We start from the raw sequence: 19,157 nt of genomic DNA, 5'->3' as shown, positions 1-19,157 counted from the left end.
CATGCGCGAGGTCGTGCAGCGCGGCCTGTACTACGAGGAGTTCGAGACCGACGTCCGGTACGTGCACCGCCCCGGTCGCACGGCCACGGAGGCGGACAACGTCCTCTTCACGACGCTGACGATGAACACCCAGGCGCTGCATCTGGACGCGGCGTTCGCGGATGCCCAGGAGCCTTTCCACGCGCGCCTCATGAACTCCATGTGGACGCTGTCGACGATGGTGGGCTCCTCGGTCGCCCAGCTCACGCAGGGGACGCTGGTGGCGCAGCTCGGCCTCGGCGACATCGCCTTCCCGCATCCGCTGTTCGCCGGGGACACGCTCACGACCGAGAGCGTCGTCGTCGACAAGCGGCTCTCGTCGTCCCGTCCTGGCCAGGGCGTCGTGCAGATCGCGCACACCGGACGCAATCAGGACGGCACGGTGGTCGCGACGGCCGTGCGCACGGTGCTGGTGCGCTGCCGGCCGGAGGAGGACGCCGCATGACCTTCGAACTCGGCCCTGCCCTGCTGTTCTGCCCGGCGGACCGCCCGGAGCGCTTCGCGAAGGCCCAGGAACGGGCGGATGCCGTGATCCTCGATCTGGAGGACGCCGTGCTGCCGGAGGCGAAGAGCGAGGCCCGCGAGAACATCGTCGCCGCGGACCTCGACCCCGCGCGCGTCATCGTGCGCGTGAACGCGCCGGACTCCGCGGCGTTCGCGGACGACCTCGAGGCCCTGGCACGGTCACCGTTCCGGACCGTGATGGTGGCGAAGACGGAGAGCGCGGAGAGCCTGGACGCCTTCGACGCGGGCTTCACCCTGCTCGCGCTGTGCGAGACGGCGCGCGGGATCCATGCGGCGCCCGACATCGCCGCGCACCCGGCGGTCGCCGGACTGATGTGGGGCGCGGAGGATCTGGTGGCCTCCCTCGGCGGCACCTCTTCCCGCAATGCAGAGGGCGGCTACCGCGACATCGCGCGCTACGCCCGTTCCCGGGTGCTCCTGGAGGCCGGTGCGCACGGCAAGGCGGCGATCGACGCGGTGCACGTCGACATCGGCGATACCGCGGGGCTGGAGCGGGAGGCGGAGGATGCGGCGGCGTCGGGGTTCCGCGCGACGGCATGCATCCATCCGAGTCAGGTCGCGGTCATCCGGGCGGCGTATGCGCCGGACGCCGAGACGGTGGCATGGGCGCGCGAGGTACTCGCCGCTGCGGCGCAGGAGCGCGGTGTGTTCCGCTTCCGGGGGCGCATGGTGGACGAGCCCGTCCTGCGTCACGCGCGCGCCGTGGTCTCCCGCGCCGGCTGACCGTCCCGTCAGAGGACGGGCGTCTCCTCGAGCAGCCGGAGGTAGCCGGGTGCCGCGACGAACCGGTGCGCGGAGCCGTTGCGCAGCACCTCGCCGTCCCGGGGGAGCGTACCGCCGGAGACGTGGTCGATGACGGCGCGGATGACGCCGCCGTGGGTCACCACGAGCACCGACTCCGCCTGCGGCGCCGACCTCCGCCGGGCGTCGCGCGCGATGCGGTGCAGCGCGGCGATGGCGCGGACGCCGACCTCGTGCAGCGACTCCGCGCCGGGAACCTCGGCGTGCCAGTCGCCGTACGTCGAGATGTAGTCGGGGACGAGCATGCCCTCGCCCTCGCCGAACTCCCGCTCCCGGATGTCGGGGACCACGCCGGCGATCTCCAAGCCCAGGCGCTCCGCGATGATGCCGGCGGTCTCGCTCGCCCGCACGAGCGGGCTCGTGTAGACGGCATGGTGCGTCGTGCCGGCGAGTTTCTCTGCCGCCCACCGCGCGTCCTCGCGGCCCGTCTCGTTCAAGGGGATGTCGGTCGACCCCTGGATGCGGCGGGCGAGGTTCCAGTCGGTCTGACCGTGGCGGATGAGGGTGAGGTAGGTCACAAGAGCATCTCCTGCAGGGCGGGGAGCACGTCGCTGGTGCCGGCGGCGATGGTGACATCGGCCCAGGCGTCCGCGCGGGTCGGCTCGCGATTGACGATGATCAGAGGGATGCCGCGTCGACGCGCCCGGTTCACGAGGCGCACGCCGGAGTTCACGACGAGAGAGGAGCCGGCCACGATGAGCGCGTCGCTGGAGCGCAGCAACGATTCGGCGGCACGGAAGCGGTCCTGCGGCACATACTCTCCGAAGAACACCACGTCAGGTTTGAGCATGCCCGCGCACACGGTGCAGGTCGGGACGACGAAGCCCTCGGTGCTCTCCGGGAGCACGTCGCCGTCCGGGGCCAGCGCCACGTTCTCCGGGACGGTGATCCAGGGGTTGCGCTCCTCGATCTGCACGGCGATGTCGCGACGGTCGAACACCTGACCACAGTGCAGGCAGAGCACGCGGCGCATGGTCCCGTGCACCTCGATGACGTGCGAGCTGCCCGCGCGGAGGTGCAGTCCGTCGACGTTCTGGGTGATGACACCCGAGACCACGCCCCTGGACTCCATCTCCGCGAGTGCACGGTGGCCGGGATTCGGGGCGGCCCGGGCGAAGGCGCGCCAGCCGAGGTGACCGCCGACCCAGTAGCGGCGCCGGGCGGCCTCGTCGCCGAGGTAGGTCTGGATCGTCATGGGGTCGCTGCGGGTGCGCGCCCCCTCGCCGCGGTAGGCGGGGATGCCCGAGTCGGTCGAGATGCCGGCGCCGGTGAGAAGGGCGATCCGCTTGCCGCGCAGCAGGTCGGCGGCGTGGGAGAGCTCGGCCGACGGCTCGGCGGTGTTCGTCGCGCTCACAGGACCTCCTCGATCGAGTCTACGGGGCGCGGGGTGGACGAGAACCGGGATGGCAGAGTGGAGCGGTGGACCTCCAGCATGTGACCGACATCGACGACCCGCGGCTGGACGACTACCGCGGCCTCACCGACACCGCCCTCCGCGCCGTCCGCGAGCCCGCGGAGGGACTCTACATCGCCGAGACCGCCAAGGTGATCGAGCGCGCGCTGGCGGCCGGGCACAAACCCCGATCGGTGCTGGTCTCGGCCCGGCGCGTCGACGAGGTGCGGCGCATCCTGGGGGAGCGCGCCGTTCCGGTGCTCGTGGTCCCGGACGAGGTCGCGGAACAGGTCACCGGCTATCAGGTCCATCGCGGAGCCCTCGCCGCCATGCGCCGTCCGGCTCTGGCGCCGGTCGCCGACGTGGTGCGCGACGCACGGCTGGTGCTGGTGCTGGAGAACCTGGGCGATCACACCAACGTCGGCGCCGCCTTCCGCGCCGCCGCCGGTCTGGGGGCGGATGCGGTGCTCGTGTCGGCGCGCTGTGCGGACCCGCTTTACCGTCGCAGCGTCCGGGTGAGCATGGGCACGGTGTTCCAGGTGCCCTGGACCCGGATCGACGAGTGGTCGTCGGCGGTCTCGGATCTCCGTGAGCAGGGCTTCGACATCGCTGCCCTCGCGCTCAGCGACACAGCCGTGGATCTCCGGCTGTATGCGGCACAGCGGCCCGAGAAGGTGGCGCTGCTCTTCGGAGCCGAAGGCGACGGTCTCACGCGGACCGCGCTCGACAGCGCGGACACCGTGGTCACCATTCCGATGGCCGGCGGCGTGGATTCGCTCAACGTCGCCTCGGCCGCCGCCGTGGCGCTGTGGGCACTCGCTCCCGCGGAGTGAGAGTGCGCGTCACTCCTTGCCGGGGAGGATGACCGGGGAGGGCTCGGGGCGCTTGGCAGCGATGTGGTCGCCGGACGACTGGTGGCGCAGCCGGCGGAGCACCCAGGGCACGAGGTGCTCCCGGGCCCAGCCGAGGTCTTCGCTGCGGGCGGCACGCCAGGTCCGCAGCGGCAGCGGCTCGGGCTGCATGGCCTCGAGGTCGTTCGGAACGTTGAGGGCGCGGAGCACCATCCGCGCGACCTCGTGGTGGCCGAGCGCGTTGTAGTGGAGGCGGTCGTCGTCGAAGAATCGCGCATCCTGCACGACCTTCAGTGCCCACTGGTCCGCGACGATGCAGTCGTGGCGCTCGGCGATCGCGCGGACGTTCTCGTTGTAGATCGCGACCTTGCCGCGGAAGGGACGGAACACCGGCGTGAACCCCGTGTCGATGCCGGTGAAGACGACCACGGCCGCGCCGGTGGACGACAGGCGCGCCACCGCGTCCTCCAGCTGTGCGGCGATGGCATCCGGATCGGTGCCGGGGCGGATGACGTCGTTGCCGCCGGCGCAGATCGAGATGAGGTCGGGGCGCAGCGCGACGGCGGGCTCCACCTGATCGGCGACGATCTGCGCGATGAGCTTTCCTCGGACGGCGAGGTTGGCATAGGCGAAGTCGTCGACCTGCTGGGCGAGCACCTCGGCGACGCGATCGGCCCAGCCGCGGTGACCCCCGGGGGCCGCCGGGTCCGGGTCGCCGATGCCCTCGGTGAACGAGTCGCCGATCGCGACGAATCGGCGCCACGGGTGCGGGGTCTCGTTCGCGACGTACGGGGTCCTGGTCGATTCCTGATCGCTCATCCGGCTCTCCTTCGCGAAGGCGTGCGCGCACGATGGTGACCGCCGCGCAGTGACCGAGCCTACCCGTGCCGATGCCTTCGAGGGGGGACGCGCGCGGCACCCCCGCGGATGCCGCGGTGTCGGTGGGAGCGATTATCGTGGAGTCGATGCTCTCTCCGTCCTTCCCTCAGCGCGCCCCGTGGGGAACGGCGAACAAGCTGCGGGCATGGCAGCAGGAGGCTCTGGACGCGTACTTCCAGGCCGACCAGCGCGACTTCCTCGTGGCCGCCACACCGGGCGCCGGCAAGACCACGTTCGCGCTCACCCTCGCGGTCGAGCTGATGCGCATGGGCGAGGTGAACCGGGTCATCGTCGTGGCACCCACGGAGCACTTGAAGACCCAGTGGGCCGACGCCGCCGCCCGCGTCCACATCCGGCTCGACCCGCGCTTCCGCAACAGCGACTGGGCACCGGCGCGGCACTATCACGGCGTCGTGGTCACGTATGCGCAGGTCGCTGCGAAGTCGTCGGTGCACCGTCACCTCACGGAGGACGCGAAGACCCTGGTCATCCTCGACGAGGTGCACCACGGCGGCGACGCCCTGAGCTGGGGCGACGCGATCCGCGATGCCTACGGACCGGCGAAGCGCCGCCTGCTGCTCTCGGGGACCCCGTTCCGGAGCGATACCGCACCGATCCCGTTCGTGGAGTACCTCCCGGACGAGACCGGAGCCCGGGTCTCCAGCACCGACTACGCCTACGGGTACGGCCGCGCTCTCGCGGACGGCGTCGTCCGTCCCGTGCTCTTCCACATGTATGCCGGGAAGATGCGGTGGCGGACGAGTGCCGGCGACGAGCTCGAGACCCATCTGGGACAGGACAACACGAAGGACGTCACCTCGCAGGCCTGGCGAACGGCCCTCGACCCCGAGGGCGACTGGATGCCTGCTGTGCTCTCCGCGGCGGATCGCCGTCTGACCGAGATCCGGCACCACATCCCGGATGCCGGCGGACTCGTGCTGGCGACGGATCAGACCGTCGCGCGGGCCTACGCCAAGATCCTGCACAGCATCACCCGCGAGCAGCCGACGATCGTGCTGTCCGACGACGCCACCGCCTCCGAGCGGATCGAGAAGTTCTCGGAGGGCACCGCCCGGTGGATGGTCGCGGTGCGCATGGTCTCGGAGGGCGTCGACGTGCCGCGGCTCGCGGTGGGCGTGTACGCGACGTCGTCGTCCACCCCGCTGTTCTTCGCTCAGGCCATCGGCCGCTTCGTGCGGGCGCGTCGTCGAGGAGAGGCGGCGAGCGTCTTCCTCCCGCACGTCCCCGTGCTGATGAAGCTCGCGAACGAGATGGAGAAGCAGCGCGATCACGCGCTCGACCGTCAGTCCAAGGACGACGACGGCCTCGAGGACTCGCTGCTGGAGAGCGCGAACCGTGAGGACGAGGCCTCCGACGCGCTGACCCAGGAGTTCACCTACCAGGCGATCTCCTCCGTCGCCCACTTCGACCGCATGGTGTTCGACGGGAAGGAGTTCGGCCAGCTCGCCGAGCCGAACACGCCCGAGGAGGAGGAGTTCATCGGCTTCCCCGGTCTGCTCGAGCCCGAGCACGTGCACGAGCTCCTGATGCAGCGGCAGGCCCGCCAGTCCCGGCACCGCGAGGTCCGGGAAGCCCAGGCCGACCCGACGCAGACGACGACACTGCCCGCGCCGCTGCATCGCACCCTGCGCGAGCAGCGCCAGTTGCTGAACAGCCTGGTGGGCCTCTACGCCCGGCAGTCGGGCCAGCCGCACGGCGCCGTGCATGCCGAGCTCCGTCGTATCTGCGGCGGTCCGGCGGTGGCGCAGGCGACCGTGACGCAGCTGCAGTCCCGCATCGAGGTGCTGCGCAAGCGCGTCCGCTCCTGAGCACTTTCCGGTCGCTGCTTCGGATCCCCGAAATGCTGGCAATCCGTGCCAGGACGCGGCCGGGGCGGCATCGCGCGGATAGCGTGGAACGGTTGCCCGGACGCCGGGCACCGTGACACCTGGAGGTTCCATGACAGCCCCTGCCGCAGCCGATTCCACGGCCGCCGATCGACGGCGCTGGGCTCGCTATCTCGTCGAGGAACGGGCGGAGGGCGCCGTCTATCAGCGCCTCGCGGCCCGCCGGTCGGGGGAGGAGCGGGCGATCCTGCTCGGGCTCGCCGAGGCCGAGCGCCGCCACGAGAAGCACTGGCTCGACCTGCTGGGCGGCGAACCGACGCGCCTGCCGCGGGCCGGGGTCTGTTCCCGCCTCCTGGGGTGGATGGCCGGCCGTTTCGGCTCGATCTTCGTCCTCGCCCTCGCCCAGAGCGCCGAGGCCCGCTCCCCGTACGACGCCGAGCGCTGGGCCACCCCGGCCATGCGCGCCGACGAGAAGGTCCACCACGAGGTCGTCCGCGGTCTCGCCGCACGGGGCCGTCGGCGCCTCTCTGGCTCCTTCCGCGCGGCCGTCTTCGGGGCGAACGACGGCCTCGTCAGCAACCTCGCCCTCGTGCTCGGTATCGGCGCCACCGGCGTGAGCTCGGGTTTCGTCCTGTTCAGCGGCATCGCGGGTCTCCTCGCGGGCGCACTGTCGATGGGCGCGGGGGAGTTCGTGTCCGTGCGGTCGCAGCGGGAGCTCCTCACGGCCACCGAGGCGAACGAGGACGCCGCGGCGGCCGCGGCCGACCTCGACATCGACGAGAACGAGCTCGCGCTCGTGTACCGCGCCCGCGGGATGGATCAGGGCGAGTCGCTGGCCCGGGCCCGTCGCATCGTCCAGGCGGCCCAGGAAGGCGTCCGGCGTGCGGCCACGGGGCCGGTGGCCGTCCAGGGCGGCGACGCCCACGAGGTCGTCGGCAACGACTGGACGGCGGCCATCTCCAGCTTCCTCCTCTTCGCCTCCGGCGCGATCGTGCCCGTCCTGCCCTGGATCTTCGGCATGGAGGGCACCGCGGCGATCGTGCTCGCGCTCGTGCTGGTCGGCATCGCGCTGCTCAGCACCGGTGCGATGGTCGGCGTCCTCTCCGGAGGACCGCCGCTCCGGCGGGCCCTGCGGCAGCTCGCCATCGGCTTCGGCGCGGCGGCGGTGACCTACGCGCTGGGTCTGCTCTTCGGCGTCGGCGCGGTGTGACGATCCTGTGGTCCCGCTCGCGCGGGACCACAGCGCACCGCCATGACCGCACCGGAAACGACGAAGACCCCGGATCCATGGATCCGGGGTCTTCGCTCTCTGTGCGCGGAGGGGGACTTGAACCCCCACGCCCTATCGGGCACTAGCACCTCAAGCTAGCGCGTCTACCATTCCGCCACCCGCGCAGGTGTTGGATTTGATCGTTGCCGACCGAAGAATGAGATTAGCACGTTCTCGGAGGCGTCTCGAACCGAGCGTGACGCCCGGGCGTGGCACGCGGTTTCGATAGCCTGAGTCCATGACCGATTCCTCCCTGCCGGAGGTCGCCCGCGTCGCGAGCGACCTCATCCGCATCGACACCTCCAACTACGGCGGCGGCAACGCGAAAGGGGAGCGGGAGGCGGCCGAGTACGTCGGGGCGTACCTGGAGGAGCTGGGACTCGAGGTCGAGTACTACGAGCCCATCCCGCGGCGGACGAACGTCATGGCGCGGGTCCCGGGCCGCGACCGCACCAAGCCGGCTCTCGTCGTGCACGGCCACCTGGACGTCGTGCCCGCGGTCGCCGACGACTGGACGGTGGATCCGTTCGCCGGAACCGTGCAGGACGGCATGCTCTGGGGTCGCGGCGCGGTCGACATGAAGAACATGGACGCGATGATCCTCACCGCCGTGGCCGACATCCTGCGCGCGGGGGAGCAGCCGGAGCGCGACCTCGTCCTGGCGTTTTTCGCCGATGAGGAGAACGGCGGGGTCGAGGGCTCCGCGCTCGTCGTGAAGGACCGGCCGGAGTGGTTCGCCGGGGCGACGGCCGCGATCAGCGAGGTCGGCGGCTACTCCATCTCGGTGGACGACCGTCGGGCGTACCTGCTGCAGGTGGGGGAGAAGGCGCTGATCTGGATCCGCCTCGTCGCCACCGGCCGGGCGGGGCACGGCAGTCGCCTGCACGAGGACAACGCCGTCACGAAGCTCGCGGAGGCCGTCGCCGCCATCGGCCGGACGCGGTGGCCGGTCCGGCTCACGCCGACGACGGAGGCGCTGCTCCAGGGCCTGAGCGCGCTGAGCGGTCGGAGCGCCGACGACCCCGACGCCCTCGCCGCCGCGGCCGGTCCGGCCGAGGCCTTCCTCCGGTCCACGTTCCGCACGACGACCAACCCGACGGCTCTCACCGCCGGCTACAAGCACAACGTCATCCCGGAGCGCGCCGAGGCGCTGATCGACGTCCGCGTGATCCCGGGGACCGAGGACGACGTGCTCGCGGAGCTCCGGCGCATCGTGGGCGACGACATCCGGATCGAGACCGTGGTCCGTGACATCGGCATGGAGACGCCGTTCACAGGGGAGCTCGTCGAGGCGATGGTGGCGGCGCTGGGGCGGCACGACCCCGGTGTCCCTGTCATCCCGTACCTCCTGGGCGCGGGAACCGACAACAAGGCGCTGGCCACGCTCGGCATCACCGGCTACGGCTTCGCCCCGCTGCGCCTGCCGGCCGATCTCGACTTCACCGGGATGTTCCACGGAGTCGACGAGCGGGTGCCCGTAGACTCACTTGTCTTCGGTCAGCGGGTGCTGGCCGATCTGCTGCGCACGTACTGAGCGGCGTCCACGCGCTCCGTGCCGCCCCAAAAGACGAAGGCCTCTCCATGCACCTGCTCGAAGCACTGATCCTGGGAATCGTCCAGGGTCTCACCGAGTTCCTGCCGATCTCCTCCAGCGCCCATCTGCGGGTCGTGGGGACGTTCCTGCCCTCCGGGGAGGACCCGGGCGCGGCGTTCACCGCCATCACGCAGATCGGCACGGAGGCCGCCGTCGTCGTGTTCTTCTGGCGCGACATCGTCCGCATCATCTCCCAGTGGTTCCGGTCCCTCGCCGGAAAGGTGCCGCGGAACGACCCTGACGCGCGCATGGGGTGGCTCATCATCATCGGCAGCATCCCGATCGTGCTGCTCGGACTCCTGTTCCAGGACCAGATCGAGACCGTCTTCCGCTCGCTCTGGATCGTGGCGATCATGCTCATCGTGTTCGGCATCCTCCTGGGCATCGCGGATCACGTCGGAGCCAAGCGCCGGAAGTTGGACGATCTGACCTACCCGCACGGCATCGCCTTCGGATTCGCCCAGGCACTCGCCCTCATCCCCGGCGTCTCGCGGTCCGGCGGCACGATCACCATGGGGCTGTTCCTCGGCTATGAGCGCGCCGCCGCCGCCCGCTACGCCTTCCTGCTGGCCATCCCGGCCGTGTTCGGCAGCGGCTTCTACCAGCTGTTCAAGAGCTGGGGCGAGCCGTCCTTCTTCTCGCTCGGCGACACGATGGCCGCGACCGGGATCGCCTTCGTCGTCGCGCTCGGCGTGATCGCGTTCTTCATGAACTGGATCTCGAAGCGCAGCTTCCTGCCGTTCGTGATCTACCGGATCCTGCTCGGCGGCGTGCTGCTCGTGCTGCTCGCGATGGGCGTGATCCCGGCCTCGGCCTGAGCCCGACGCCGTTCAGCGCTTGCGGTCGCCGCGGCCGTCGTCACGGCGCCGCAGGTAGCGCTCGAAGGCCTGGGCGATCGCGTCCCCCGACGCATCGGGGGAGTCCCACGTGTCCCGCGTGCGCTCCAGCTGCCGGATGTACTCCGCCATGTCCTCGTCCTCGGATGCGGCGGCATCGATCGACGCCTCCCAGGCCGCGGCTTCCGTGCGGAGGTGCCGGCGGTCCACATCCACCCCGGTCAGCTCCTCGAGACGGTCGAGGAGGGCCAGGGTGACCTTCGGCGAGGGGGCGGCAGAGGCGACGTAGTGCGGGACGCTCGCCCAGAGGCTCACGGAGGGGATGCCCGCGTTCTCGGCGAAGTGCTCGAGCACGGTGAGGATGCCGACCGGGCCCTCGTACACCGACCGCTCCAGCGCATGCGCCTCCCGGACCTGCTCGTTCTGGCTCGACGCGAAGATCGAGATCGGGCGGGTGTGCGGCACGTCGGAGAGCATGGCGCCGAGGGTCACGAAGCCGGTGATGTCGTCGCGCAGGGCGACGTCGATGAACTCGGACGCGAACGCCTGCCAGGTGCGCGCCGGCTCGGCACCGGTGAGGAGCCAGAACTCCGGACCGGCTCCTGGCTCGCGCGGACGCCACAGCCCCGCCTCCGGCCACGTCATCTGACGGCGGCCCTCGGCGTCGAGCCGGGTGGCGGGTCGCGTGTACTGGTAGTCGAAGTAGAGTTCCGGGTCGACCGAGTGCACGAGGTCGTAGCCGCCCGCCGCCTGCAGCGCGCCGACGGCTCCGGTCGCGGCCTCACCGGCGTCGTTCCAGCCGTCGAAGGCGGCGATGATGATGCGCGAACCGAGAACGTCCATGCCGTGCTCCCTTCGAGGTCGTGGCTCCGTCCCCCCAGGCTAGCCCGCGTCGAGGGGATGTGGGCGGGCCCGGCTAGCATGGGTTCAGTGAGCAACAAGCCCCGCGCGGTCCTCTGGGACATGGATGGAACACTCGTCGACACCGAGCCGTACTGGATGGCGGCCGAGACCGCACTGGTGGAGTCGTTCGGGGGTACGTGGTCCCATGAGGACGCCCTGCAGCTCGTGGGCAGCGGCCTCATCGACAGCGCGATCATCCTCCAGGGCGCGGGGGTCGACATGGCTCCGGAGGCCATCGTCTCCCACCTCACGACGGCCGTGCAGGAGTCGCTGCGGGCCCAGGGTGTGCCCTTCCGGCCGGGCGCTCAGGAGCTTCTCCGCGATCTCCGCGCCGCCGGTATCCCGACCGGACTGGTGACGATGTCGCTGCGCCGGATGGCTCTCGACGTGGTCGGGCTGATCGAGTTCGAGGCCTTCGACATCGTCGTCGCCGGAGATGACGTCGACAACCCCAAGCCGCACCCGGAGCCGTACCTGCAGGCCGCCGCGCTCCTCGACGTCGACATCGCCGAGGTCGTGGTCATCGAGGATTCCCCGACCGGTCTCCGCGCGGGCCTCGCCTCCGGCGCTCTGACGCTCGGCGTGCCCCACATCGTCCCGCTCGACGGCCTCGGCGCCCACGAGCTGTGGCCGACCCTCGACGGCCGCGGTGCCGCCGACCTCGTGGAGCTCTTCGGCTCCCGCGCCGCGATCACGGAGGCCACCCGATGACGACCACGTCCGCCCCGCGCCCCAGCGGCCCCTTTCGGGAGGGCGACCGCGTACAGCTCACCGGCCCGAAGGGTCGCCTGCACACCGTGACGCTCCGCGAAGACGGCGAGCTGCACACGCACCACGGGGTCCTCCGGCACCGCGACCTCATCGGGCTCCCCGATGGCTCGGTCGTGGCGAACAGCTCCGGGCACGAGTACCTGGCGCTGCGGCCGCTGCTGCGGGACTTCGCGATGTCGATGCCCCGCGGTGCCGCGATCGTCTACCCGAAGGACGCGGCGCAGATCGTCATGCAGGCCGACATCTTCCCGGGCGCCACCGTCGTCGAGGCCGGAGTCGGGTCCGGCGCCCTGTCGCTCTCGCTCCTCCGGGCCGTGGGCTCCACGGGGCGCCTGCTCTCCTTCGAGCGCCGCGAGGACTTCGCCGAGGTCGCGCAGGCCAATGTGGAGACCTTCTTCGGGGAGCGCCCCGACTCCTGGCGCGTCGTCGTCGGAGACCTCGTCGCCGCGCTGCCCGCGGAGGTCGAGCCCGGCACCGTCGACCGGGTGGTGCTCGACATGCTCGCGCCCTGGGAGTGCATCGAGGCGGTCGCGGAGGCGCTGACCCCCGGCGGTGTCGTGCTCTGCTACATCGCCACCGCCACGCAGCTCTCCCGCGTCGCCGAGTTCATCCGCGGCACCGGGCTCTTCACCGACCCCGAGGCGTCGGAGACCATGGTCCGCGGGTGGCACGTGGAGGGGCTGGCTGTCCGGCCGGATCACCGCATGGTCGCGCACACCGGGTTCCTGCTCACGGCTCGCCGGCTCGCCCCGGGCGCCGTGGCCCCGTCTGTGAAGCGCCGGGCCTCGAAGAGCAGCTACAGCGACGAGGACGTCGAACTGTGGACGCCGGGCGCGGTGGGCGATCGGGAGATCACGGACAAGAACCTCCGCAAGCGCGCGCGAGAGGCCGGGAAGGCGGCCGAGGGCGCGCGGCTGGCGGCGGCATCGCGCGAATCCGAGCACACGACGGAATAGACTGGAGCGCGTGCGTAAAACGTCCGCCGTTCTGGCCTCCCTCAGCCTCGCCGCCCTCGCTCTGACGGGGTGCAGCGTGACCTCTTCGTCCGCCGACGCCTCGTGCGATCGCGGCGGACACGCCAACGGCATCGACAGCGCCGTCACGGTCTCCGGTGAGGTCGGCTCCGAGCCGGACGTCAAGATCTTCGCGCCCGTGCGCCTCACGGAGACGTCCTATGCAGACGTCGTCACGGGAGACGGCCGTGCACTCGTCGACGACGCTCAGCCGCTCGTGGCCCAGATCTCCATCTACGACGGGGCGACCGGCAAGCAGATTTTCGCGACCACGTACGACGAGGACACCACGCGCGCCTCGACCATCGGGTCCTGGGCCGCGCAGTCTCCCGGACTCGCCGATGTCCTGGAGTGCGCGACCGGCGGCAGCCGCATCGTGGCGGGTCTGACCCCGGAGGACTTCGGGGAGGCGAACCTCGGCGGCTTCGGCATGGGCCAGGACGACATCGCGGTGTTCGTCATCGACGTCGTCGACGCGTTCCTCCCGAAGGCCGAGGGCACGCTGCAGTTCAACGACGCGCAGGGCATGCCGACCGTCGTGCGCGCCGACGACGGCACTCCCGGCATCATCATCCCCGACAGCGCCGCCCCGGACGAGCAGGTCGTCCAGACACTCATCCGCGGCGACGGCGAGGAGCTGACCGAGGAGCAGACGCCGCTCGTGCACTTCACGGCGGTGAACTGGGACGACAAGACCGTCGTGCAGAGCACCTGGGGCCAGTCCGCCACCGACGGCATCCGACAGATCGCCGCGCCGGTCGCGGATGCGCTGGTCGGGAAGCCGGTCGGCTCGCAGGTCCTCGTCGTGCTCCCCAAGACCGAGAGCTCCCCGGCCATGGCCGTCGTGGTCGATATCCTCGGCGTGTCCCCGGTCGCCGCACCCTGATGGCCGCCCGGATCCCTGCCGAAGAGCGCCTGACGAATCTCGTCGTGGCGCTGATGGCCACGGAGATCGGGCTCACCAAGCAGCAGATCCTCGACAACGTCTCCGGCTACCGCCAGCGCGCCGACGCGGGGACGCGGTCGGATGCGCTCGAGAAGATGTTCGAACGGGACAAGGACGAGCTCCGCTCGCTCGGTGTCCCCATCGAGACCATCGGCGACGCGGCGGACCCGAACGATCTCCGTGAGGCGCGGTATCGCATTCCGCAGGCGGAGTACGATCTGCCAGGGGACATCGAGTTCTCGCCTGCCGAGTTGGCCGTGCTCCGCCTCGCGGGCAGCGTCTGGAGTGCGGAGTCGGTCTCGGGAGACGCACAGTCCGGTGTCCGCAAGATCCGCGCCCTCGGCATCGACGGCGACGAGCCGATCATCGGCTTCGCGCCGCGGATCACCGCGCGCGACCCCGCGTTCGCCCCGCTGCAGGACGCGATCGAACGCAGCAGGGTGGTGTCCTTCGACTACGTGAAGCCGGGCGAGGACGCTCCTCGACGGCGTCGGATCCGGCCCCTCGCCCTCGTGGACTATGAAGCGCGCTGGCACGTGTACGGCGTCGACGTCGACATCGACGAGGACCGGACGTTCCTGTTGAGCCGCATCGTCGGCGACGTCGTCGTCAGCACGAGTACCTTCGACCCCGCGTTGCGCGAAGGGGCGGGGGAGCGGGCTCTGCGAGGTCTGGAGCGCGTCGCCGCGGAGAACTCGGCACTCCTGGAGGTGACGCCCGGCACGGAGGCCGCGCTGCGGCTCGGGCGGCGGGCGACGCCCGCGGCGCAGGGTATCCACGTCCCCTTCGTCGACCTGCACATCTTCGCGGACGAGCTCGCGTCCTACGGTCCCGAGGTCCGCGTCGTCGAGCCCGCACGACTCCGCGATGCCGTGATCGGCCGCCTGCGCGCGGTGGTCGAAGCCCACACCGATGCGGAGGTGTCCGCATGAGCGCGGCTCCCAAGCCTCTCCTCGCCGCGGAGCGCGTGCGTCTCTACCTGACGCTCGTCCCGTACCTGCTCGAGCACGGACAGGTCTCGCTCGCCGAGGCCGCCGAGGAGTTCGGTGTGACCCCGCGGGAGATGCGGGCCATGGTCGAGAAGCTGACGGTCATCGGCCTGCCGGGCGAGGCGGGCTACTGGCAGCAGCCGCAGGAGATGTTCGACATCAACTGGGATCTCCTCGACCTCGAGGACGTCATCGAGATCACGAACGACGTGGCCCTCCGCCGCGTGCCGCGCTTCACCGCACGAGAGGCGGCAGCCCTGCTCGCCGGTCTGCAGATGGTCGCCGCCGTCCCCGCCGTATCCGACTCCGGCCTCGTCGCCGGCCTCATCTCGAAGCTTTCCCGCGGTGCCGCCGATGCGCCGGCCGACGTCGTCGTCGCCCCGACCGCAGTGGACGAGGTGCGCGAGGTCGTTGCCCGCGGCCTGCAGAACGGGGTGGCCGTGTCGTTCACGTACCAGGCTCCCGACGCCGAGCCCACCACGCGCACCGTGGACCCCGTGCAGATCCTCATCACGAACGGACAGTGGTACCTGCAGGGCTGGTGCCATATGCGCGAGGCGATGCGCACGTTCCACCTCGATCGCGTCAGCGCGCCGATCCTGACCGACATCCCCAGCACGCACGGCGGCGACCGGGTGCCGGAGGCGTTCGCCGGGCTGGAGGAGGAGCGCGAGATCACCGTCCGCGTCCCGGAGCGCCTCGCTCCGCTGCTCAGCGGTTTCGTGCCCACGGAGACGCTCCGTGCCGGCGACGGGATGGTGACGACGCAGCTCCACCTCGCGGACCCCCGCGGCATCAAACGGCTCGCGGCCCGTTTCGGCGGTGCGATGGAGGTCACGGATCCGGGGATCGCGCGGACCGCCACCCGGGAATGGGCTGCCGCCGGACTCGCGCTCTACCACCGGCCTGATGCCGAGGTTTGATCTGTAGACTGGGGCGGAAAGCCCCCCGACGACGGGATTGTCGATATGTTCGCTGGAATGCAAGGCTGGCACCTTCTCATCGTGCTGGCCGTTATCCTCCTCCTCTTCGGCGCTGCCAAGCTGCCGGCTCTCGCGAAGAGCATGGGCCAGTCGGCTCGCGTCTTCAAGGGTGAGATGAAGGCCATGAAGGAAGAAGACGCGGTTCGTGCCGAATCGGCTCCCGCGGAGCCGACGACGGTGAAGGACTCGGGCACCGACCCTGAGACTCCGCCTCGCGCCTGACCGGCCGTGGCAGCCATCGAACCGACCGTGATGCCGACGGCGGATCGGGATCGGCGGATGTCGCTGGGCGCACATCTCGTCGAACTGCGCAAGCGCCTCATGTACGCGGCGATCGCTCTGGTCGTCGGCATGGTTGTGGCGTTCCTCATCGCGGACCCGGTCATCCACTTCATCACCGGTCCGATCCGCATCATCTCGGAACAGCGAGGTGATGACTTCAGCGCCTTGAACTTCGCGACAGTGACGTCCGCGTTCGACATGCGTATGCGCATCGCCTTCACGATCGGCCTGTTCCTCTCCGCTCCCGTCTGGCTGTGGCAGATCTGGGCCTTCATCATGCCCGGCCTCACCCGCAAGGAGATCCGCTACACGGTCGGCTTCGTCGTCGCCGCAGTGCCGCTGTTCTTCGCGGGGTGCTATCTCGGGGTGCAGATCATGCCGCACGTCATCGAGCTCATGTGGAGCTTCACCCCGGAGGGCGGCACCAACTTCTACTCCGCGCAGGAGTACTACGACTTCGTGTTCAAGCTGATGATCGTCATCGGCATCTCGTTCGTCCTCCCCGTCTTCCTCGTCGCGCTCAACCTCGCCGGCGTGATGTCGGGACGGGCCATCCTCAAAGGGTGGCGGGTGGCGATCCTCATCGCGACGATCTTCGCCGCGCTGGCGACCCCGGCAGCCGATGTGGTGAGCATGCTCATGCTGGCCGGCATCCTCATCGTCCTCTTCTTCGCAGCGGCCGGACTCTCCCTCCTCTTCGACCGACGCAAGCGCAAGCGGGACACCGCCGCCGGACTCGTCCCGGACGCCACATGAGTTCGCCGTCGGAGCGGTACGCGCAGGCGCAGGAGAGCGCCGCGCACCCGGAGACGGCGGCGTTCGCCGCGCGCCAGCGCTTCCAGCTCGATCCGTTCCAGCTCGCCGGCTGCCACGCCCTGGAGAACGGACGCAGCGTTCTTGTGGCCGCCCCCACGGGTGCCGGGAAGACCATCGTGGGGGAGTTCGCCATCCACCTGGCGATGCAGACCGCGACGGACAAGGCGTTCTACACCACGCCCATGAAGGCGCTCTCCAACCAGAAGTTCCGCGAACTCGTCGATGTGTACGGTGCGGACGACGTCGGTCTGCTGACGGGCGACACCAACATCAACGGCAACGCACGCATCGTGGTCATGACCACCGAGGTCCTGCGGAACATGATCTATGCCGACTCCGCGGCTCTGCGCGACCTGCGCTACGTCGTGATGGACGAGGTGCACTATCTGGCCGACCGCTTCCGGGGTGCCGTGTGGGAAGAGGTCATTATCCACCTCCCGCCCCGTGTGCGCCTGGTCTCGCTGAGCGCGACGGTGTCGAACGCCGAGGAGTTCGGCGACTGGCTCGACACGGTTCGCGGTGACACCGAGGTCATCGTCTCCGAGATCCGACCGGTGCCGTTGGAGCAGCACGTGCTCGTGCGCGACGACCTGCTGCCGCTCTTCGACGACCGTGCCGGCATCGCCACGGCCCAGGTGAACCAGGAACTCATGCGCATCCGGTCGTTCACCGGCTCCACCTACGAGAGCAACCGTCAGGCGCAGTCGTATCGCAGCAACCGGCACGCCGGGCGGCAGGCCCCCCGACCCCCGCGGGGCGGGCGCCGCCCCGTGCGCGCCGTGAACGCGCGCCGGATCGAGCGCATGGACCGCCCGGACGTGGTCGAGCTGCTGGAGCGCTCGAACCTGCTCCCCGCCATCTTCTTCATCTTCAGCCGCGTGGGCTGCGACGCCGCGGTGCAGCAGGTACGGCGATCCGGGCTCCGCCTGACCTCGGCGGAGGAGCGGGCCGAGATCCGGGCCATCGTCGAGGAGCGCACGCGCACTCTGCAGGACGAGGACCTCGGGGTGCTGGGCTACTGGGAATGGCTCGACAACCTCGAACGGGGCGTGGCCGCCCATCACGCCGGCCTCCTGCCGGCCTTCAAAGAGGTCGTCGAGGAGCTGTTCCAGCGCAAGCTGCTCAAGGTCGTCTTCGCGACCGAGACGCTGGCCCTCGGCATCAACATGCCGGCGCGGACGGTGGTGCTCGAGAAGATGGAGAAGTTCAACGGAGAGGCTCGCGTCGCGATCACCTCCGGTGAGTACACACAGCTCACGGGCCGCGCCGGGCGCCGCGGCATCGACGTCGAGGGGCACGCGGTCGTGCAGTGGAGCGAGGGCATGGACCCGCAGGCCGTCGCCGCCCTCGCGTCGCGGCGGACCTATCCGCTCAACTCCAGCTTCCGGCCGACGTACAACATGGCCGTCAACCTGATCGACCTGTTCGGCCAGGCGAGAGCCCGGGAGATCCTGGAGTCGTCGTTCGCCCAGTTCCAGGCGGACCGCGCCGTCGTCGGGCTGGCCAGACAGGTGCGGGAGGCCGAGGAGTCGCTGGCCGGCTATCAGTCGGCGATGGCGTGCGAGCACGGCGACTTCCCGGAGTACGCCGCCATCCGCCGCGAGCTGAGCGACCTCGAGAAGAAGAACCGGCAGGACACCCAGGCCCCGCGCGCTGCTCGGGACAAGCGGATGAAGCGGATCCAGACGCTCCGCACCCGCATGCAGCGCCACCCCTGTCACCGGTGCCCCGACCGCGAGAAGCACGCCCGCTGGGCCGAGCGCTATTGGAAGCTCAAGCGCCAGACCGATCGCACGCGCCGTCAGATCGAGACCAGGACCGGCACGGTGGCCCGTGTCTTCGACCGTGTCGTCGAGGTGCTGGAGACACTGGACTACGTCCGTCGTGCCGAGGACGGGATGCACCTGACCGACGCCGGGCGCACGATGCGGCGGATCTACGGTGAGCGCGACCTGCTCGTGGCCGAATCGCTGCGTCAGGGCCTCTGGAAGGGGCTGGACGCGCCGTCGCTGGCCGCGATGGCATGCTGCCTCGTGTACGAACCGCGCCGCGACGAAGCGAATGCGGGGGAGCGGGGTCTCCCGCGGGGCGCCTTCCGAGCGGCCTACGAGAAGACGACCGCCCTATGGGCCGAGCTCGACGACCTGGAACAGGACCATCAGCTCCCGGGAAGCGAGCCGCTGGCCGCCGGGCTCGCGGGTGCGATGCACGCCTGGGCGCGCGGCGGGATGCTCGACCGCGTCCTCGTCGACGCCGACATGGCGGCCGGCGACTTCGTGCGGTGGGCGAAGCAGACCATCGACCTCCTGGATCAGCTGTCTATCGTCGCGGAAGACGCCGCGCTCGCACGCACCGCCCGGGCTGCCCTCGACGGTGTGCGCCGTGGCATCGTCGCCTACTCCTCGATGTGAGATCCGCC

General features: G+C 70.5%; 19 protein-coding genes and 1 tRNA gene. 15 read left to right on the top strand and 5 right to left on the bottom strand.

All coding sequences use genetic code 11. The features are described 5' to 3' along the window. Nucleotide 1: 1 nt before the first annotated feature. Nucleotides 2-484, top strand: a complete 483-nt coding sequence (locus tag AUV07_RS06015; RefSeq protein ID WP_371512203.1) for a MaoC family dehydratase — start codon at nucleotides 2-4, stop codon at nucleotides 482-484. After that, nucleotides 481-1,287, top strand: coding sequence for an HpcH/HpaI aldolase/citrate lyase family protein (locus tag AUV07_RS06010; RefSeq protein WP_062634604.1), 807 nt, complete (start codon nucleotides 481-483; stop codon nucleotides 1,285-1,287). Before AUV07_RS06015 ends, AUV07_RS06010 begins: the two co-directional genes overlap by 4 nt. A gap of 8 nt (nucleotides 1,288-1,295) precedes the next feature. Here the strand turns inward: AUV07_RS06010 and AUV07_RS06005 are convergent, their stop codons facing one another. Beyond that, nucleotides 1,296-1,883, bottom strand: coding sequence for a histidine phosphatase family protein (locus tag AUV07_RS06005; RefSeq protein WP_025103424.1), 588 nt, complete (start codon nucleotides 1,881-1,883; stop codon nucleotides 1,296-1,298). Continuing rightward, nucleotides 1,880-2,719, bottom strand: coding sequence for a Sir2 family NAD-dependent protein deacetylase (locus AUV07_RS06000; RefSeq protein WP_062634602.1), 840 nt, complete (start codon nucleotides 2,717-2,719; stop codon nucleotides 1,880-1,882). Before AUV07_RS06000 ends, AUV07_RS06005 begins: the two co-directional genes overlap by 4 nt. Nucleotides 2,720-2,784: 65 nt before the next feature. On the opposite strand from AUV07_RS06000, the gene AUV07_RS05995 reads away from it, so the two are divergent. Beyond that, nucleotides 2,785-3,591, top strand: coding sequence for a TrmH family RNA methyltransferase (locus tag AUV07_RS05995; RefSeq protein ID WP_062634600.1), 807 nt, complete (start codon nucleotides 2,785-2,787; stop codon nucleotides 3,589-3,591). 9 nt (nucleotides 3,592-3,600) lie between these two features. On the opposite strand, the gene AUV07_RS05990 is transcribed toward AUV07_RS05995, so the two are convergent. After that, the gene (locus tag AUV07_RS05990; RefSeq protein ID WP_025103427.1) at nucleotides 3,601-4,428 is read right to left on the bottom strand and encodes an SGNH/GDSL hydrolase family protein; all 828 of its coding nucleotides are present in this window, start codon (nucleotides 4,426-4,428) and stop codon (nucleotides 3,601-3,603) included. A gap of 146 nt (nucleotides 4,429-4,574) precedes the next feature. Between AUV07_RS05990 and AUV07_RS05985 the strand changes: the two genes are divergently transcribed. Together AUV07_RS05985 and AUV07_RS05980 are read left to right on the top strand one after the other, a co-directional pair. After that, nucleotides 4,575-6,317, top strand: coding sequence for a DEAD/DEAH box helicase (locus AUV07_RS05985; protein ID WP_062634599.1), 1,743 nt, complete (start codon nucleotides 4,575-4,577; stop codon nucleotides 6,315-6,317). 130 nt (nucleotides 6,318-6,447) lie between these two features. Next, a complete protein-coding gene (locus AUV07_RS05980) occupies nucleotides 6,448-7,545 on the top strand; it encodes a VIT1/CCC1 transporter family protein (protein WP_062634597.1) in 1,098 nt (365 codons plus the stop codon). Between the two features lie 102 nt (nucleotides 7,546-7,647). Here the strand turns inward: AUV07_RS05980 and AUV07_RS05975 are convergent. Beyond that, a tRNA-Leu gene (locus tag AUV07_RS05975) sits at nucleotides 7,648-7,730 on the bottom strand. A gap of 113 nt (nucleotides 7,731-7,843) precedes the next feature. Here AUV07_RS05975 and AUV07_RS05970 point away from each other — a divergent pair. Next, nucleotides 7,844-9,139 (top strand): M20/M25/M40 family metallo-hydrolase, encoded by a 1,296-nt coding sequence (locus tag AUV07_RS05970; RefSeq protein ID WP_062634595.1) that lies wholly within the window; start codon nucleotides 7,844-7,846, stop codon nucleotides 9,137-9,139. A 47-nt stretch (nucleotides 9,140-9,186) separates the two neighbouring features. Continuing rightward, on the top strand, nucleotides 9,187-10,017 hold the full coding sequence (locus tag AUV07_RS05965) for an undecaprenyl-diphosphate phosphatase (RefSeq protein WP_062634593.1): 831 nt from the start codon (nucleotides 9,187-9,189) through the stop codon (nucleotides 10,015-10,017). 12 nt (nucleotides 10,018-10,029) lie between these two features. Here AUV07_RS05965 and AUV07_RS05960 read toward each other — a convergent pair whose 3' ends face one another. Beyond that, a complete protein-coding gene (locus AUV07_RS05960; protein WP_062634591.1) occupies nucleotides 10,030-10,878 on the bottom strand; it encodes a PAC2 family protein in 849 nt (282 codons plus the stop codon). Between the two features lie 87 nt (nucleotides 10,879-10,965). Between AUV07_RS05960 and AUV07_RS05955 the strand changes: the two genes are divergently transcribed. From AUV07_RS05955 to AUV07_RS05920, 8 genes are read left to right on the top strand one after another with little or no spacing between them, the layout of a single operon-like run. Continuing rightward, nucleotides 10,966-11,649 (top strand): HAD family hydrolase, encoded by a 684-nt coding sequence (locus tag AUV07_RS05955; protein WP_025103433.1) that lies wholly within the window; start codon nucleotides 10,966-10,968, stop codon nucleotides 11,647-11,649. After that, entirely contained in the window at nucleotides 11,646-12,665 is a 1,020-nt protein-coding gene (locus tag AUV07_RS05950) for a tRNA (adenine-N1)-methyltransferase (RefSeq protein ID WP_062634589.1), read from the top strand. Before AUV07_RS05955 ends, AUV07_RS05950 begins: the two co-directional genes overlap by 4 nt. 10 nt (nucleotides 12,666-12,675) lie before the next feature. Further along, nucleotides 12,676-13,608: a hypothetical protein gene (locus tag AUV07_RS05945; protein WP_062634587.1), complete on the top strand. Its 933-nt coding sequence runs from the start codon at nucleotides 12,676-12,678 to the stop codon at nucleotides 13,606-13,608. Continuing rightward, complete coding sequence (locus tag AUV07_RS05940) at nucleotides 13,608-14,600, top strand: helix-turn-helix transcriptional regulator (RefSeq protein WP_025103436.1); 993 nt, start codon at nucleotides 13,608-13,610, stop codon at nucleotides 14,598-14,600. Before AUV07_RS05945 ends, AUV07_RS05940 begins: the two co-directional genes overlap by 1 nt. Next, entirely contained in the window at nucleotides 14,597-15,580 is a 984-nt protein-coding gene (locus tag AUV07_RS05935) for a helix-turn-helix transcriptional regulator (RefSeq protein ID WP_062634585.1), read from the top strand. The genes AUV07_RS05940 and AUV07_RS05935 overlap by 4 nt, the downstream gene beginning before the upstream one ends. Nucleotides 15,581-15,625: 45 nt before the next feature. After that, a complete protein-coding gene (tatA, locus tag AUV07_RS05930) occupies nucleotides 15,626-15,862 on the top strand; it encodes a twin-arginine translocase TatA/TatE family subunit (RefSeq protein WP_025103438.1) in 237 nt (78 codons plus the stop codon). A gap of 57 nt (nucleotides 15,863-15,919) precedes the next feature. Further along, entirely contained in the window at nucleotides 15,920-16,678 is a 759-nt protein-coding gene (gene tatC, locus AUV07_RS05925; RefSeq protein WP_062635192.1) for a twin-arginine translocase subunit TatC, read from the top strand. After that, a complete protein-coding gene (locus AUV07_RS05920) occupies nucleotides 16,675-19,149 on the top strand; it encodes a DEAD/DEAH box helicase (RefSeq protein ID WP_062634583.1) in 2,475 nt (824 codons plus the stop codon). The genes tatC and AUV07_RS05920 overlap by 4 nt, the downstream gene beginning before the upstream one ends. Nucleotides 19,150-19,157: the final 8 nt, after the last annotated feature.

It is taken from the genome of Microbacterium sp. CH1, assembly GCF_001595495.1.
GTDB lineage: Bacteria > Actinomycetota > Actinomycetes > Actinomycetales > Microbacteriaceae > Microbacterium.
This window is presented reverse-complemented; position numbering and strand designations above follow the sequence as displayed.